The organism is Pseudomonas sp. NFACC41-3, assembly GCF_900109505.1.
GTDB classification, from domain to species: Bacteria; Pseudomonadota; Gammaproteobacteria; order Pseudomonadales; family Pseudomonadaceae; genus Aquipseudomonas; species Aquipseudomonas chlororaphis.
Genome location: NZ_FOAE01000004.1, coordinates 488002 through 503535, shown reverse-complemented (window position 1 = coordinate 503535; position 15534 = coordinate 488002). Strand labels below are relative to the sequence as shown.

The following is a 15534-nucleotide window of genomic DNA, read 5'->3' as shown; positions in this document are numbered from 1 at the left end:
AGTCCTTTGATGAAAAAGTTTTTCAGCCTGCTCGCGACCCTGCTGGTGCTGGCCCTGGCCCTGTGGATCGGCCGCACCCTGTGGGTGCATTACATGAACACGCCGTGGACCCGCGACGGCCGGGTGCGCGCCGACATCATCAACGTCGCCGCCGACGTCACCGGCGAAGTGGTGGACGTGCCGGTGCGCGACAACCAACTGGTGAAAAAGGGCGACCTGCTGATGCAGATCGACCCCGAGCACTACCAGATCGCGGTCAAGCAGGCGCAGTCGCTGGTGGCTTCGAGAAAGGCCACCTGGGAGATGCGCAAGGTCAACGCCCACCGCCGCGCCGACCTGGACAACCTGGTGATCTCCAAGGAGAACCGCGACGACGCCAGCAACATCGCCGACTCGGCCCTGGCCGACTACCAGCAGGCCCAGGCGCAACTGGAGGCCGCCGAGCTCAACCTCAAGCGTACCCAGGTGCGCGCCGCGGTCGATGGCTACGTGACCAACCTCAACGTGCACCGCGGCGATTACGCGCGCATCGGCGAGCCGAAGATGGCGGTGGTCGACATGAACTCGTTCTGGGTCTACGGCTTCTTCGAGGAAACCAAGCTGCCCCATGTGCGTGTCGGCGATAAGGCCGAGATGCAACTGATGAGCGGCGAGGTGCTCAAGGGCCATGTGGAGAGTATTTCCCGCGGCATCTACGACCGCGACAACCCGGAAAGCCGCGAGCTCATCGCCGACGTCAACCCGACCTTCAACTGGGTGCGCCTGGCCCAGCGCGTGCCGGTGCGCATCCATATCGACGAAGTGCCGGAAGGCGTGCTGCTGGCGGCGGGGATTACCTGCACGGTGGTGGTGAAGGAGGGTGGGGAGTAACCCGCTTCATACAGGTCTTTGTGGCGAAGGCAAGGCTGTGGCGAGCAGGCAAGCTCCTCGCCACAGGCCTGGTTAGCGGTAGGTTTTGTTGACGATCGACAGCGCCTGCTCGATGGTTTCGGCGACGGACAGTTCGTCGTCTTTCATCACCGCGACGATTTTCTTGTCCTGCGCGATGTCTACGCCGGGCTTTTTCAGTTGAGCCTGGCGATTCACCACGATGTAGCTCAGGACATGGCCACGCCCCTTGACGAACGGCAGGTCGATGGCCTTGAACATGCTTTGCTTGACGTAGTTGTAACGCTCGGTGGACGACAGGCCCTTGAAGGTGTCCGGGTAGTCCTGATAGATCTCGGCAGAGTAACGGCCGACGTCTTCTTCCCGCGCTTCGGCGTACAGGGCTTGTTTGCTGGTGACCTGGCCGGTGAGTTGGGTGTAGCGCTGGTCACCGTCGGCGATCTGTGCGGCGCTCATCCTGGCTTTCAAGGCATCGGCTGCGCTGGTGTCATCGGCCTTGGCCATGATTCGGGTCCAGGCATAGGCGGCGCTCAGGTTGCCTTGTTCCTCGTACTTTTCGATCAGGTCCTTTTGCGCTTCGGGGTAGCCGTGCCGGGCCGAGCGCTCCAGCCAGCGCAGGGCCAGGGCCGTGTCCTGTTTGGCGCTGGTATTGCCGTAGTTGTAGGCCTGGTACAGGCCGTATTCGGCGCACCAGTCGTTCTGCAGCGCCGAGTAAGCCATGTAGTTGAAGGATTCGGTATTGCGCTGTTCATCGGTTTTGCTTTCATCCTGACCGGCAATCATCGACAGGTAGCAGAACGCGCGAGGGTGTTTCGGCGCGGCCAGCACCATGCAGGTTTTCGCAGCATCGAGCTCCTGGTTTTCGTACAGCAGGAAGCCGACGCCGAACAGAATGTCGCTGTCCATTTGAGCATTGCACTGTTCGTTGCTGGCAACAGTTGGCAATACGTTTTGCAGGGTCAACTTGGGCAGTGTGTCGTTGAGGGACGATTCTTTATCGGCGGTTTTATCGGATGCGGTAGTACAGCCGGCCAGCAACACAACCAATGCCATTGGCAGCACGTTGAACAGTTTCAATGGATATTCCCTGATCTGCGATTGAATGGAGAGGCGCATGGAATGAAGCAGGGACAGGACGGGAGAGGAGGGAGCTTGAGCAGTTCCGTGCTTTCAGTGTCGATGCCAGCGATTCCATGCTGTGTTGAGCGCAAGCGCTCAAGAGGCGCGCATTCTACTGGGATTGCGAGGGGGCACAACCGAAACCGCAGCATCTGTTTGGCCACGGCAAAGGGCTCTTGGGCCTTGCGCACGCGACGCCTCGGCGGCGCTTCAAAAGAAGTAGCGCCAGCCTCTCAAGCTATTGCTTGCGCTTGGCCAGGATGGTTTTGGCCTTGGCCACGGTGTCTTCCACGCTCAGATCATCGTCGATCAGCAAGGCATGTAGCGCCGGGTCCTGCCACAGGTCCACGGCCGGTCCGGTGCTTTGCACAAGGCGGGAAATCAAGGCGTAGGCCATCAGTTGGCCGCGCGTGTGGAACTTCGGGTAGAGGTCCTGCATGTCCACCAACTGGGCCACGAAAGCACGCCGTTGCATAGAGGACATGCCCTCGAACACCTCCGGGTGGCTGTAGTAAAGATCCCCTGAGCTTAGGGCGATGATGTCCTTGCGCAGCGCCTGCTCAATATCCTTTTCGGGGGTGAGTTGGCTGAGCAGCTGGGTGTAGTGCTGCTCGCCCTCGGCCATTTGCCGAGGGCTCATTTTGCGCTTCACTGCCTCGATTGTTTTTGCCTCATTCAGGACCCTGGCCCAGGCATAGGCCACCGGGAAATTGTCCTGTTCGCTGCTCCAACGCACCATGTCCTGTTGCGACTCCTGGTCGCCGTGCCGAGCGGCGCGCTCAAGCCAGCCCATGGCCAATTCCTTGTTCGGTGGGTGGCCCAGCTTGCCAATGCTGTAGATGTCGTACAGGCCTGCTTCCGCGCAGGATTCATTGTGCTTGGCGGCGTAGGCGATATAGTCGAAGGCTTCGCTTTTGTCATAGTCGTTTTGCCTGGCGCCGACAATGCTGCCCAGGATGCACAAGCTCGTGGTGTAGCGGGGGGCGGCCATGATCAGGCAGCTGCGGGCCATTTTTATTTCCTTGCTCGCCAGCAAGGTACGGCCTGCGCCATACAGCACCTCGTCCTCATTGATCAGTCGGATGCCGAGGCCGAGCAGCAATTCGCTGTCCATCTCCGGCGTGCAGTACTGGTTGGCCTCGACCTTGGGCAGGATCTGCTCGAGGCTCAAGTCCGGCAGGGAATTATTGAGCTTTTCGTCCGGTGACGAGGCATTGCAGCCCAGCAGCAGAGTGAAGATAGCCAAGGGCAGCAGGCTACGAGATTTCAATGGAGAGTCCCTGAGGTTCAATCGTAAAAGGGAGGACGCCAAGAGGGCATGAGCAGGGGGCGGGGTGCAGCCGTTCCGTGCTTGAGGTGCCGCTTCCTTGCGATTGGAGTGCGGGCATTCTACGGGCATCGGCGCGGCATACAACGGTGTCATGCGCGTGATGGCCGGCGTTGAATGCGCAGAGCCTGGCGCTTAATCCGAAACGCTTCATCAGCACCTTTTCCAGCAGCCCCAAGGGCTCAAGGTCGCGCATTCTACTGGGATTGCCTGGGTGAACAACCTGACCCTGACCCCGCCCCCTTGTAGGAGTTGGCACCTACAAGACAGCGGCCATGTATAAGGCCCCTGTAGGCGCGGCCGACGGTGTTCCCGCTGTTACAGGGCGGCCTGGCCGAGGATCACGTCGGCTTTCTTCACGGCATCCGCCACTTCCAGTTCTTTATCGCTGAGTAGCTGCACAATCTGCGGGTTCTGCAGCACATCGACGCCGGCCTGCTTCAACTGGGCCTGCCGCGCGATGATCACATAAGCGTACAGCTGGCCACGGGTGCTGAACTCGGGACGGGCGCTCACCGTGGCCACGGCCTGCTCCATGAGGGCATGACGCTCGGCCACCGACAGGCCCTTGAAGGTCTCGGGGTATTCCATATGGATGTTCGCCGAGTACACCGCGATGTTTTCCTCGCGGGCTTCCTTGCGCACCGCGTCCTTGCTGGTGACGTGCTTGCCCAGTTGCTCGAAACCTTGTTCGCCTTCGCTGAGTTGTTGCGGGTTCATCCGTTGTTTCAAGGCGTCGATCTGTGCGCTGTCATCCAGGACCCTGGCCCAGCTGTAGGCCAGCGGCAGATTGTTCTTGTTGCTGTGCAGGCGCACCAGGGTCTGTTGCGCGTCCGCGTCGCCATGGCGCGCGGAACGCTCCAGCCAGCGCAGGCCCAGGTCGCTGTCCGGGGTCTGCCCGCGCATGCCGTAGGTGAAGTTCTGGAACATGCCGAACTCGGCACAGGAGTCATTCTTCAGCGCGGAATAGGCCATGTAGCCGAAGGCTTCGCGGTCGCGCTCGGCGCTGTCCTTGCTGCTGTCCTGTTCCGCGATGCTCGCCAGGTAGCACAGGGCCCGGTCGTGGGTGGGCGCGGCCATGATCAGGCAGCTGCGCGCCTGCTCGGGTTTGTCGTCGTTGTACAGCTGGTAGCCGATGCCATACAGCAGATCGCTGTCCAGCTTGGGGTTGCAGTACTCGTTGGCGACGGCTGGCGGCAACAGCTCCTTGAGGCTGAGCTGGGGCAGGGTGGCGTTCAGCTCCTCGTCTGGCGACGGTGTGCAGCCGATAAGCGCGGTGGCCAGTACCAGCGGCAGCAAGTGTTGAGGTTTCAATGGATATTCCCTGATCGACGATTGAGTGACGGCGAGCATGGAAAGGAGAGGGGGAGTTTCAGCGGTTCGCCAGCGATCCATGCGGCCTGATCGAGGCTGTGGGAGCCTCGAGTGCGCGCATTCTACTGGGATTGGGAGAGGGTACAACCTAGGCGACTAAAAGACGTTTTCTGGAACCCGTGGGAAGCGGCCGGGCGACGTTCCGCGGCCGGTGATCGGCCGTTACAGTTTTGCGCCCAGGCCAAAACGCTTCATCAGCGCCTTCTCCAGCAAACCCTTGGGCAACAGACTGGCCATCAAGGGCAAGGCCCGGCTGCCATTACCGATCCGAACCAGGCGTGGCGGTTTGTCCTGCTGCACGGCCCTGAGCAGCCTGGCGGCAAATTCGCTGGCGGGCGTCGGGTGGTCCTGGGAGGCCCTGGCCCGTGCGCGGATGCCTTCGCGCAACGGCCACCAGGGCGATCGTTCGGTCAACAGCTGTTCGGCTTCGTGCCCGGCATTCTTGGCAAAGCTCGAAGCAATGGCGCCGGGCTGGACCTCCATCACCCGGATGCCGAACGGCGCCAGCTCCATGCGCAGCGCATCGCTCAAGGCATGCACCGCCGCCTTGGAGGCGCAGTAGGCACCGGCAAAAGGCGTCACCAGGACGCCCGACACACTGCCGATATTCACCACCAGCCCGCGGCTGCGGCGCAGCACCGGGAACATGGCCCGGGTCACGCCGACCAGGGCGAACACATTGGTTTCGAACTGCCGCTGTATGGCTTCGACACCGCCATCGAGCAGCGGGCCCATGGCGCCGTAGCCGGCGTTGTTGATCAGCAGGTCGAGGCCGCCATATTGCTGGTTGATGCGTTCGCCCAGGGCAGTGAGCGTCGGGCCGTCGTTGACGTCCAGTTGCACCGCGTCAAAACCCGCGGCTCGCAGCATGGCCACGTCCTCGGCCCTGCGGGCGGTGGGCAGGACGGTGAAACCGGCGGCCTTGAAAGCATCCGCCAGGGCGCGGCCGATGCCGCTGGAACAACCGGTGATCAGCGCAACGGGCATGGCGCGGTCCTTGTACAAAAAGAGGGAAGGGGGGAATCAGTCGGAGAAACTGCCCTGCAAGCGTTCGGCGCGAAACTCCAGGGTTTGCGGGCGGTAGCCGGGGCGCAGCGGCGGCAGGGGCAGGCAGTCTTCCCAGTTGGCGCCGGCCTGCAACTCGCCGGGGCCGCGATAACGCGGGGCGCTGTACTGGTTGTCGGCCAGGTTCACGGTGTCGCCCGGGGCGTAGGCGGCGACGCGCCAGCGCAGTTCGGTCAGCGGCACATCGTTGCCGTTGTTCATCTTCAGCAGCAGCGGGCGATCCGCCGGGCAATGCTCGGGGGCATAGCTGATGCGCAATTCCAGGCGCGCCAGTTGCTGGGCTTCGCGGTTGTCCAGCCAGACCACCCAGACCGCCACCAGGCCCAGGCCGACAGCGGCGGCCATGGACACCGGCAAGGCCTTGGCGGGGTAACGGACCAGCAGGATCAGCCAGGTGATAACCAGCAGAACGCCGATGAACATGAGGAGAACCTCGGGGGAAATAGAGCAGTCATCCTACCTAAGCGTAGGTGGGATTGGCCATGGTTGTGGTGGGCTGCGGCTGCTTCTGTAGGAGCGGCCGGTCGACGCTCGATTGCCCGCGATGGCGGTGGTGATGTTGGACGGAGTACATATCCGTTTCTGCGGTCACGACTGCTGGCGGTTCCGCCCTTACGGCGGGTCACTTTTTTTCAAACGCCGGAATGCCGGCCCAGCAAAAAGTAACCAAAAAACGCTTGCCCCTGCGTACGGCCTTCGCTGCGCTCAGGTTCCCTCGCTCCGGCGTCCATCAGGGGGCATCGACTCCGGTCGGCTTCGCTTCGACCTCCATACGATGTCCTCGACTACGTCGAGGGGCGCTGCGCGCCTGTCCCCTGATGAACACCTCCACTCGGCCTCCCGATGGGGCGGGTGGATCAAGATCAAAAGCCAAAGCTGCGCCATGCGCGACCTACCGGTCGACGCTAACTCCTGTAGCCGCTGCCGAGCCTGCGAGGCTGCGATCGACCCCGAAGGGGGCGCAGGGATTTTGAAACCGCTGGAGGACCTTCGGTCCTATCGCAGCCTCGCAGGCTCGGCAGCGGCTACAGGGATTGAGGTGCTCGTCAGCTCAAGTACTGGCTGCCACGAATACGCCGGCCAAGCACGTCCAGCAGGTCGCAACCGTCACGCAACAAGATGGCGCTGGCATGGGCGATTTGCGTGAGGTCTGTGGCATCGGCGTCGCGAGTGTCCATGTGGCTCAGGCTTTCCATCAGCTGGGTCACTGCGAGGATGCGGTAGGCGGCGCTGGCATGGAGTTCGTCCAAGGGCGCGCGGGTGTCGATGAACAGGGTGGGGGTGGAGGATTCGTTACTGGTGAGGGCGATGCGGTCGGTCATGGAAGGCTCCAAAAGAAAACAGAGTTGAAAAAACTGCGTTCCTGAGAAAACAACCGAGCCGTCAAACCCGATCACGAATGAGTCGTGACAGGCGCGAGGATAGGGAGCGATGAATAGGTGGTCAACTCGATATTTGTAGCGTGACGCTACCATCTGTAGCCGCTGCCGAAGGCTGCGATCGACCGCGAAGCGGGCGCCGGATTTTGAGACCGCAGGAGGACCTCCGGTCTTATCGCAGCCTCGAGGGCTCGGCAGCGGCTACAGGGATTTGGGGAAGCTCTAGCCAGTGAGCTTCAACAGCTCATACATAATCGTGGACCAGACGAAGAGAACACCATCCAGCCTGTTTTGTATGCTCAGAAGGCGTTTGAACCGGGGTGGAAAGTTGTGTACATCTTCCGCCGAAAGTAACCCTCTACGTAACCCGGGAGTGGGGCAGAACATCATTCCTCGTACGTTGGCGAACATCAGAAAATGCTCGAACCATCCACGATATTGAAGCTTTTCAGTCCATCGATAGAAGTATTTACTCCGCTGTAGGGCCTCCAACATTTCCCTCAGATGGCGTCGGCTCAGATAGTAGCTGTACGCGAGACTTACAGCGCATAACAGAATCGGACATGCCAAAAGTCCAAAAGCGAGCCAGGAACTCCAGAATTGTTGTTCTGCCATCTGTCAGTGCTTAGTCAGTTTCAACAGCGCATACATGATCGAACCCCAGACCAGAAGCACAACATCCATCCAGTTTCTGATGGTCAGCAGACGTTGCAGATGGGGAGGGAAGTTGTCTATGTCTTCCGAGGAAAGAAAGCCTCTGCGAACCGCAGGGCCGGGCCAAAGCATCGATCCTCGAACGGCGGCGAGCATTACAAAATGCGTGAACCATCCCTCGTGGAGAAGGCTGTCGGTCCAGCGATAAAAGTGCTGGCTTCGCCGTAGGGCCTCCAGCATCTCTTTAAGGTAGCGGCGGCTCAGGTAGTAGCTGAGCGAGAGGTTTATTACGGCCAGCAGAAATGGACATAACAAAAGGATGAGGGCGAGCCAGGAATGCCAGAACTGTTGTCCTGTCATGGCGATGTCAGTTCGCAAAAATCTTGTGCATGCATAAATGCTTTCCATGGACAGTTGGGAAGGTGCACTGATCAGTGGTCGCAGATGAGTGACTACAGCTTTATCAGCAGGTACACAAACGCCCCCCACACGATAATCACGCCATCGAGCACGTTCTGTGTTTTTAAAAGGCGCTTGTACTGCGGCGGAAAGTTGCGCACATCGTCTGGGGAAATTATTCCCCTGCGTATTCCCGGCCCAGGCCAGAACATCATACCTCTGAGTTTCGCGAACATCAGATAGCGAGGATGCCATCCCAGATGAGGTAGGTAGGTTGTCCAGCCTGCGAAATAGTTACTCCCCTTTAGCGCCCCCAGCATCCCGTCGAGGTAGCGTCGACTCATGTAGTAGCTGAAGAGGAGACTGATGAGGGCAAGCAGAAGCAAGCCTCCAGTCAGAATCAGGATTATCAGGGGAGGGAATTTATAGATCATTGGACGTCCATTTCATAAAGCACTTCTCCAAAGACTTTTCCTGTAGCGCCACCTGCTGTTGAGCCTACCCATGAGCTGGTACCTACGATTAGCGCTGCACAGATAACCCCACCGACTCCGGTAGACGCTCCGATTGCCGCACAGATGGAAGTACTGGCGTACCCGACATAAGCTCCCAGGCTTCCTCCCATTGTTGAACCTGTGAAGTTGCCCGTTTCAGTAAACATAACCTTCCTGCAACTCTCATCCCCCGCCCCCGCCTGACAAACCTCCTGAACCTTCAACACCGACGAAACCCCACCCAGCGCAATCCCTACATACCCACCCATCTGCATGTACTTCGCCGCGCGGCTGACCGATTTTACGTGGACGACATAGCCCGGTATCTGCCCGGGCCCACCGGCCTTGTCCCATTGATGGACCAGGCTGCGGCTGGAGAGGCCGAGGGCGGTTTTCAGCTTGGGGGGTGGTCGCCCAGGGTGGTGTAGCCGCGCAGGCGGGTGGAGTTCAGCAGTTGGGCGTCCAGTTGCCTGAGCAATTGCTGGCGCCGGGCGAAGAACTCGGGGGATTTGAGGTGGCCGTGTTGGCGGTAGTTGTCTTGATGCAGACGTTCCATGTCTTGCAGGGTCTCGCGCAGTTTGTCCAGGTGTTTGCCCATCGTCGCGGTGCCGATGCCCAGCCAGGTCGAGGCCTGGCCGGTAAAGCCGGCGATCTCGGCCTGATGGCGGACCATAAAGTCGGCTTCGTCGGGCGTCAGCGGTTCGAGGGCGATCTTAACCTGTTCGGCGGCCTGCATGAGTTGCGCTTCCTCGTAGGTGCAGGCGTGGTTGGCGGGGTCGCTGAGCACGATCAGGCTGCCGGCTTTCACCGTATCGCCAAGGCCTGGATTGAGGGCCAGGTATTTGGCCAGGACGTCGGATGAGGGGCTGTCGAACAGGCGGCGCTGCAACTCGCTCAACGGCATGCTCCGGGGAACGATGTAGAAGCCGGGAGCGACCGGTGCCGGGGGCTGGACTTGTGGTGGTTTCACCGGAGCGTCAAGGCCTTGAGGCGTGGTCAGTATCGAGGTGTTCTTTGTACGTGCGCCCGGCAGCGGTGGATTCGGGTTGGCAGGGCGCAGCACGCGAGGCATCGGGGTCGGTTCGCCACGGGAGTCGGTGGTGTATTTGTTGCCGGAAGGTTGCTCAGCCATCGCTGTTTTCGCTGTGTGTTCTAGCCTCGCGAAACACTAATGAGCGGTATGGATGGAGTCGTTGAGAGCTATCTGAAACGCCCTGCGGTGTTTTCGAAATGTCGGGTAGGAATTGGTGAAACGACTGTAGCCGCTGCCGCAGGCTGCGATCGACCGCGAAGCGGGCGCAGGGTCATGAGATCGCTGAAGGCCTTCGGCCTTATCGCAGCCTGCGGCAGCGGCTACAGGAGGTCCTCGTTCAGGCGCGCGGACATAAAAAATCCCCCGCCCAACCAGCTGCGGATAGGGGACGCAGTCGGTCGGACGGGGGGCAAGGACTTGCTGGCAACGACTCCCTGCTTTTACTTGCAGCTTGCCGCTTGAAACTTGTCGCTGTGATTACTGGGCGATGGTTTTCACCGAGATACCGCGTTCCACCGGGGTGGAGCGGCCGTAGATGTCTTCGAAACGTTCGATGTCGTCTTCGCCCAGGTAGCTGCCCGATTGCACTTCGATGATCTCCAGCGGGATCTTGCCCGGGTTGCGCAGGCGGTGCACCGAGGCGATCGGGATGTAGGTGGACTGGTTTTCGGTGAGCAGGAACACGTTCTCGTCGCAGGTGACTTCGGCGGTGCCGCTGACCACGATCCAGTGTTCGGCGCGGTGGTGGTGCATCTGCAGGGACAGGCACGCGCCCGGCTTGACCGAGATGTGCTTGACCTGGAAGCGCCCGCCCATGTCCACCGAGTCGTAGGAGCCCCACGGACGGTAGACCTCGCAGTGGTTCTGGGTTTCGCTGCGGCCCTGTTCGTTGAGGGTGTTGACCATCTGTTTGACGCCTTGGACCTTGTCCTTGTGGGCGATCATCATGGCGTCCTTGGTTTCCACGACCACGATGTTTTCCAGGCCGATCACCGACACCAGCTTGCCGTTGCCGTGGATCATGCAGTTGCGGCTGTCCTGGATCACCACGTCGCCCTTGCTGACGTTGCCGTTGGCGTCCTTTTCATGCACGTCCCACAGCGACGACCAGCAGCCCACGTCGCTCCAGCCGGCGCTCAGCGGCACCACGCAGGCGCGCTGGGTCTTTTCCATCACCGCGTAGTCGATGGAGTTGTCCGGGCAGCAGGCGAAGGTGGCCGGGTCGACGTCCACGGTGTCGGCGTCCTGGGCGCTGCGTTCCAGGGTCAGCAGGCAGGTGTCGTAGATGTCCGGGTCGTGCTTTTTCAGCTCTTCGAGGAAGCGGCTGGCGCGGAACAGGAACATGCCGCTGTTCCAGAAGTAGCCACCGGCCTCGACGAACTCGGCGGCACGCTTGACGTCGGGTTTCTCGACGAAGTGCGAGACGCGGCTCACGCCTTCCGGCAGCAGCGCATCGTTGGTCGACTTGATGTAGCCATAACCGGTTTCCGGCTTGGTCGCCGGCACGCCGAACAGCACCATCTCGCCACGCTCGGCGGCCACGGTGGCCAGGGCCAGGGCGCGTTGCAGGGCTTTCTGGTCTTCCAGCACGTGGTCGGCCGGCAGCACCAGCATCAGCTCGTCGCGACCTTCGTTGACCAGCATCATCGCGGTCAGGGCCACGGCCGGCGCGGTGTTGCGGCCGAACGGCTCCATCAGGATGCGCTGGGCTTCGAGTTTGCGCGCCGCCAGCTGCTCGTTGACGATGAAGCGGTGGTCCTTGTTGCAGACCACGATCGGCGTGTCCATGCCTTCGAACACCAGGCGCTCGAGGGTTTGCTGGAACAAGGTGTGTTCGCCGGTCAGGGCGAGGAACTGTTTAGGGAATTGCTTACGCGAAAGCGGCCAAAGACGTGAGCCACTACCACCTGACAAGATCACCGGAATCATGTTGTTACTCCTTCAAAAATCGTTTGGGTTAGAGCTACTGCGTTCTGTCGTTTCACTCTCTTGTTTTTGTTGCTTGCCGGGCGGTGTATGCCGATCCCTGTAGCCGCTGCCGTCAGGCTGCGAACGATCGCGAAGCGGTCGTGACTCAGGCGCTACGGTCTTGCTGAAAGACCGCGTGAGCCGTTTTCACGATTGCTGCGCAACCGATCGCAGGCTCCGCCAGCGGCTACAGAAATGGCCTTCACCTGCCCGATCGATTCATCAGCGGGTCGAGACCGGGCGCTTGACCCAGACTGGCGACAGGCTGCTGCCATTGCCGGTGACGTAGAGCACCGCGGCTTCGCCGCGCTCCAGGGCGACCGGCTTGAGGTCGCTGACTTTTTTCTCGCCCTCGTACAGCGCGAAGCTGACTTTCACCGGGTTGATTTCACGTTCGCCACGGCCCTTGGCGGCCACCGACTGGACCACGTCGGTCTTGCCGTCGGCGGTCTTCAGGGTCAGGGCCTTGTCGCTCAGGTTCTGCACCCGGACCAGGGACTTCTGCTTGTTCTTGAACGGCGGTTCTTCGATCAGTTGCGGCTGGCCGCTGGCGTTGTTGACCAGGGTGTAATAGTGGTCGGCGGCGAGTTTCACCGGCACGCTCTGGCTGCCGACCTTGGCGGTGTAGTCGCCGCCGGGCATGAAGCTGAAGTCACTGCTGGCCAGCGGCGCGACGTCGCTGAGGCTGGTGCTGCCGACGGTGGCGCTGACTTCCTGGTTGCTGGCGTTGTAGATACGCACGAAGGACGAGCCTTTGGGCGCGGTCGGGCCGTACAGCGCGGCGTCGCCACCGGCGAAGGCGGGCAGGGACAGGACGCTCATGCCGGCAGCCAGTGTGATTGCCTTGGCGAGACGACGCGGAGTGATAGTGAAAGTCATGGGTGTCACCTCTCTTTCAGTTTTGCGCCCGATCGGGCGTCTCGGATTTGTTGAGTGCAGCTACGTTCTGTTGGCGGGCGCCGGCTTGTTTGAGCTCTGCGACCCACTGCGGGTCGGCGTCGCCGATTTCGTTATTGACCGGCAGATATCGTTCGGGGAACTCCCAGATCAGCACCTGGGGCGGGCTGTTCTTGAAGGCATCGCTTTTCAGGTAGCTGAGCATCGGCAACACCGGGCCGTGGCCGTCTTCGGCGTAGCTGACCACGTCGCTGTGCAGGGCTTGCTTGAGCGCGCCGACGAAGTTCCAGTTCGGGTTGGCGCTGTAGCTGGTACCCACCAGGGCCACCGGCACTTCGTTGTCGGCGAACAACGCGTCGTCGGCGGCCGGCTGATCGTCGGCGGCACGGGTCACGCGTTTTTGCAGCGGCTCCTTGGCCGGCATCAGGTTCTCGAACAGCGGGTCCAGGGGCAGGAACAGGCGCAGGTCGCCCTTGTGCACCACGGTTTGCTCGGCTTCGGTGACGAAACGTTGCGGCTGGCCCATCAGTGGTGCCTTGTCGGCGATCGCCTTGGCCAACTGGTTGGCGGCGATTTCGGCGCCGGCCGGGGTCCAGTGGGTGTCGGTGCGCAGGAACACTTGCTGGCCGTTCTGCTTGGCCTGTTGCAGCGGGCCCAGCAGGTCGGGGGCGAGGATCTTGTCGGCCGCCACCCGGGCGTGGAAGTCCTGGTAGAGGTTGGCGTGGATGCTGGCCGGCTGGACGTCGCCCAGGTGTTCCGGGTACAGGCGCACCTTGGCCGGCACGATCGCCATCACCAGTTTCACGCCTTTCTCTTTCAGGGCCTGGCGCACGCCTTCGACCAGCGCGTAGTTGCCTTGCAGGTTGAGTTCTTCGTTGACGATCGGGTGGAACTCTTCATCGCTGTACAGCCACTGGTCGCGGCCGAGCACCACGCCCGGACGACCTTCGTTGAACAGCTTGAAGTCCAGGGCCGCCCACAGGTTGGTGCCCAGGCGCTTGATCGGGAACTCGTCGTCGTAGTGGGTTTCCACGGCCTTGGCCCAGCGACCGTTGAGCACGGTGGCGTCGTTGCTGGTGCTGAAGCCGAAGAAGCTGCGCACCGACCACAGGCCCAGGACCATCAGGGTCACTAGGAACAGGGCGATATAGAAGACGCGTAATGAGCGGGTCATGGTCAGATCCCTCAGAACTGGAAGTAAAGGAACGGCGAGAAGCTTTGCGCCGAGAGTTTGAGAATCGAAGCGATGAACAGCAGCAGCACCAGGGCGCGCATCACGTAACGCGGCCAGTCGGCGACCCAGTAGGCCGGCTGGACCTGGGCTTCGACGCCCACGGTGTAGCCCGGCTGGTGGATGCTGCCTGGCTTGTCCCCCGGTACGGCCTTGATCAGGCCCGGCTGGGCGGTGGCCGGACCGTCGGCCTCGGTGTTGATTTCGGGCTTGCTCTTGACCGGCGTCGGGTTGCGATACAGGTCACGCAGGCCGAAGAACGCCAGGGTGGCGTAGGCCACGACCAGGGTCGCCACTTGCAGGCCGGTGAGGCTGGCGCGGTTGAGTTCCGACAGCGACCAGTCGCCGAAGCTGAACATGGCACCGTACATGCGCCCGGCGACATGCAGGTTCTCGGCGCGGAAGATCACCCAGCCCATCACCACCAGCAGGAAGGTCAGCGCCCAGCGGATCGGGTTCAGGCTGCGCGGCGAAGTGTTGATGCCGAGCATCTTCTCGATCGCCAGCCACATGCCGTGCCAGGCGCCCCAGACCACGTAGGTGATGTTCGCGCCGTGCCACAGGCCACCGAGCAGCATGGTCAGGAACAGGTTGCGATAGGTCATCAGCGTGCCTTTGCGGTTGCCGCCCAGGGTGATGTACAGGTAGTCGCGCAGCCAGGTGGACAGGCTGATGTGCCAGCGCCGCCAGAACTCGGTGATCGACTGGCTGATGTAGGGCTGCTTGAAGTTTTCCATGAAGCGAAAACCCATCATCAAGCCCAGGCCGATGGCCATGTCGCTGTAGCCGGAGAAGTCGAAGTACAGCTGCGCGGTGTAGGCCAGGGCGCCCAGCCAGGCGTCGCCCGTGGTCGGGTTCTGCAGGGCGAAGCAATGGTCGGCGACCACCGCCAGGGTGTCGGCGATGAACACTTTCTTGATGAAACCCTGCATGAAGCGCGTGCAGCCTTCGGAGAACTTGTCCAGGGTGTGGGTGCGGTTGTTGAACTGGTCGGCCAGGTCGCGGAAACGCAGCACGGGGCCGGCGATCAGGTGCGGGAAGATCGCCACGAACGCCGCGAAGTCGATCAGGTTGCGGGTGGCCGGGGTGTCGCCGCGGTAGACGTCGATGATGTAGCTGATGGACTCGAAGATGTAGAACGAGATACCGATCGGCAACAGCACGTGGGTCAGGATGAACGGCTCCAGACCGAACGAGGTCATGATCGCGTTGATGCTGTCCACGCCGAAGTTGGCGTACTTGAAGTAGCCGAGGATGCACAGGTCGACCGCCACGCCGAGCAGCAGCCAGCGCTGGGCCGGTTTGGTGCGTACACCGGCGGCGCCGACTTTCAGGCCGATCCAGTAGTTCCACAGGGTGACGCCGGCGAACAGCGCCAGGAAGTCCACCCGCCACCAGGCATAGAACACGTAGCTGGCGATCAGCAGCAGCAGGTTGCGATAGCGTTGCCCGCTCAGGTAGTACAAGCCGAGAAAGATCGGCAAGAACAGGAACAGGAACACATTGGATGAGAAAACCATCCCGATCTCTCCATGTTTGACCAACAGTAAAGGGCCAGAGCCCCCCCAAACCCCCCCGTGAAAAACCGGGGGCGGCGTATTGCATTCACATCATTCCCTGTAGCCGCTGCCGTAGGCTGCGATAAGGCCCGAAGGGCCTTCCCTCGGCCTCAAAAGCACGACCGCTTCGCAGTAGATCGCAGCCTT

At 61.4% G+C, this 15534-nt stretch carries 15 protein-coding genes; 1 reads left to right on the top strand and 14 read right to left on the bottom strand.

Annotated elements, in window-relative coordinates; all coding sequences use genetic code 11:
- The first annotated feature begins 9 nt into the window (after window positions 1–9).
- Window positions 10–870: an efflux RND transporter periplasmic adaptor subunit gene (locus BMY68_RS20405; RefSeq protein ID WP_085529874.1), complete on the top strand. Its 861-nt coding sequence runs from the start codon at window positions 10–12 to the stop codon at window positions 868–870.
- A 72-nt stretch (window positions 871–942) separates the two neighbouring features.
- Here BMY68_RS20405 and BMY68_RS20400 read toward each other — a convergent pair whose 3' ends face one another.
- The 14 genes from BMY68_RS20400 to BMY68_RS20330 form a co-directional block, all read right to left on the bottom strand.
- Window positions 943–1965, bottom strand: a complete 1023-nt coding sequence (locus BMY68_RS20400; protein WP_239694112.1) for an SEL1-like repeat protein — start codon at window positions 1963–1965, stop codon at window positions 943–945.
- A 280-nt stretch (window positions 1966–2245) separates the two neighbouring features.
- Window positions 2246–3277 (bottom strand): SEL1-like repeat protein, encoded by a 1032-nt coding sequence (locus BMY68_RS20395; RefSeq protein ID WP_085529876.1) that lies wholly within the window; start codon window positions 3275–3277, stop codon window positions 2246–2248.
- Window positions 3278–3652: 375 nt separating this feature from the next.
- A complete protein-coding gene (locus BMY68_RS20390) occupies window positions 3653–4648 on the bottom strand; it encodes an SEL1-like repeat protein (RefSeq protein ID WP_239694111.1) in 996 nt (331 codons plus the stop codon).
- 222 nt (window positions 4649–4870) lie between these two features.
- Entirely contained in the window at window positions 4871–5695 is an 825-nt protein-coding gene (locus tag BMY68_RS20385) for an SDR family oxidoreductase (protein WP_085529878.1), read from the bottom strand.
- 36 nt (window positions 5696–5731) lie between these two features.
- Window positions 5732–6196, bottom strand: a complete 465-nt coding sequence (locus BMY68_RS20380; RefSeq protein ID WP_009042259.1) for a hypothetical protein — start codon at window positions 6194–6196, stop codon at window positions 5732–5734.
- A gap of 623 nt (window positions 6197–6819) precedes the next feature.
- Entirely contained in the window at window positions 6820–7095 is a 276-nt protein-coding gene (locus BMY68_RS20375) for a hypothetical protein (RefSeq protein ID WP_009042260.1), read from the bottom strand.
- A 279-nt stretch (window positions 7096–7374) separates the two neighbouring features.
- Window positions 7375–7767, bottom strand: coding sequence for a hypothetical protein (locus BMY68_RS30155; RefSeq protein WP_062823616.1), 393 nt, complete (start codon window positions 7765–7767; stop codon window positions 7375–7377).
- Between the two features lie 3 nt (window positions 7768–7770).
- Window positions 7771–8166: a hypothetical protein gene (locus BMY68_RS20365; RefSeq protein WP_085530493.1), complete on the bottom strand. Its 396-nt coding sequence runs from the start codon at window positions 8164–8166 to the stop codon at window positions 7771–7773.
- 92 nt (window positions 8167–8258) lie between these two features.
- Complete coding sequence (locus BMY68_RS20360; RefSeq protein WP_062823615.1) at window positions 8259–8639, bottom strand: hypothetical protein; 381 nt, start codon at window positions 8637–8639, stop codon at window positions 8259–8261.
- A 454-nt stretch (window positions 8640–9093) separates the two neighbouring features.
- Window positions 9094–9831 carry a hypothetical protein gene (locus BMY68_RS30150; protein WP_239694110.1) on the bottom strand — a complete coding sequence of 246 codons (738 nt, stop codon included), beginning with the start codon at window positions 9829–9831 and terminating at the stop codon, window positions 9094–9096.
- A gap of 378 nt (window positions 9832–10209) precedes the next feature.
- A complete protein-coding gene (locus BMY68_RS20345) occupies window positions 10210–11661 on the bottom strand; it encodes a mannose-1-phosphate guanylyltransferase/mannose-6-phosphate isomerase (RefSeq protein WP_009042265.1) in 1452 nt (483 codons plus the stop codon).
- 261 nt (window positions 11662–11922) lie between these two features.
- Window positions 11923–12579, bottom strand: coding sequence for an alginate O-acetyltransferase AlgF (locus BMY68_RS20340; protein WP_053259711.1), 657 nt, complete (start codon window positions 12577–12579; stop codon window positions 11923–11925).
- Between the two features lie 16 nt (window positions 12580–12595).
- The gene (locus BMY68_RS20335) at window positions 12596–13771 is read right to left on the bottom strand and encodes an alginate O-acetyltransferase (RefSeq protein ID WP_009042267.1); all 1176 of its coding nucleotides are present in this window, start codon (window positions 13769–13771) and stop codon (window positions 12596–12598) included.
- Window positions 13772–13782: 11 nt separating this feature from the next.
- A complete protein-coding gene (locus BMY68_RS20330; protein WP_009042268.1) occupies window positions 13783–15348 on the bottom strand; it encodes an MBOAT family O-acyltransferase in 1566 nt (521 codons plus the stop codon).
- Between the last annotated feature and the right edge of the window lie 186 nt (window positions 15349–15534).

Excerpts from the sequence above, each read along its gene's own strand:
- BMY68_RS20405 (WP_085529874.1), top strand. The coding sequence starts at position 10 with ATGAAAAAGTTTTTCAGCCTGCTCGCGACCCTGCTGGTGCTGGCCCTG.
- BMY68_RS20385 (WP_085529878.1), bottom strand. The coding sequence starts at position 5,695 with ATGCCCGTTGCGCTGATCACCGGTTGTTCCAGCGGCATCGGCCGCGCC.
- BMY68_RS20380 (WP_009042259.1), bottom strand. The coding sequence starts at position 6,196 with ATGTTCATCGGCGTTCTGCTGGTTATCACCTGGCTGATCCTGCTGGTC.
- BMY68_RS20375 (WP_009042260.1), bottom strand. The coding sequence starts at position 7,095 with ATGACCGACCGCATCGCCCTCACCAGTAACGAATCCTCCACCCCCACC.
- BMY68_RS30155 (WP_062823616.1), bottom strand. The coding sequence starts at position 7,767 with ATGGCAGAACAACAATTCTGGAGTTCCTGGCTCGCTTTTGGACTTTTG.
- BMY68_RS20365 (WP_085530493.1), bottom strand. The coding sequence starts at position 8,166 with ATGACAGGACAACAGTTCTGGCATTCCTGGCTCGCCCTCATCCTTTTG.
- BMY68_RS20360 (WP_062823615.1), bottom strand. The coding sequence starts at position 8,639 with ATGATCTATAAATTCCCTCCCCTGATAATCCTGATTCTGACTGGAGGC.
- BMY68_RS30150 (WP_239694110.1), bottom strand. The coding sequence starts at position 9,831 with ATGGCTGAGCAACCTTCCGGCAACAAATACACCACCGACTCCCGTGGC.
- BMY68_RS20345 (WP_009042265.1), bottom strand. The coding sequence starts at position 11,661 with ATGATTCCGGTGATCTTGTCAGGTGGTAGTGGCTCACGTCTTTGGCCG.
- BMY68_RS20340 (WP_053259711.1), bottom strand. The coding sequence starts at position 12,579 with ATGACTTTCACTATCACTCCGCGTCGTCTCGCCAAGGCAATCACACTG.
- BMY68_RS20335 (WP_009042267.1), bottom strand. The coding sequence starts at position 13,771 with ATGACCCGCTCATTACGCGTCTTCTATATCGCCCTGTTCCTAGTGACC.
- BMY68_RS20330 (WP_009042268.1), bottom strand. The coding sequence starts at position 15,348 with ATGGTTTTCTCATCCAATGTGTTCCTGTTCCTGTTCTTGCCGATCTTT.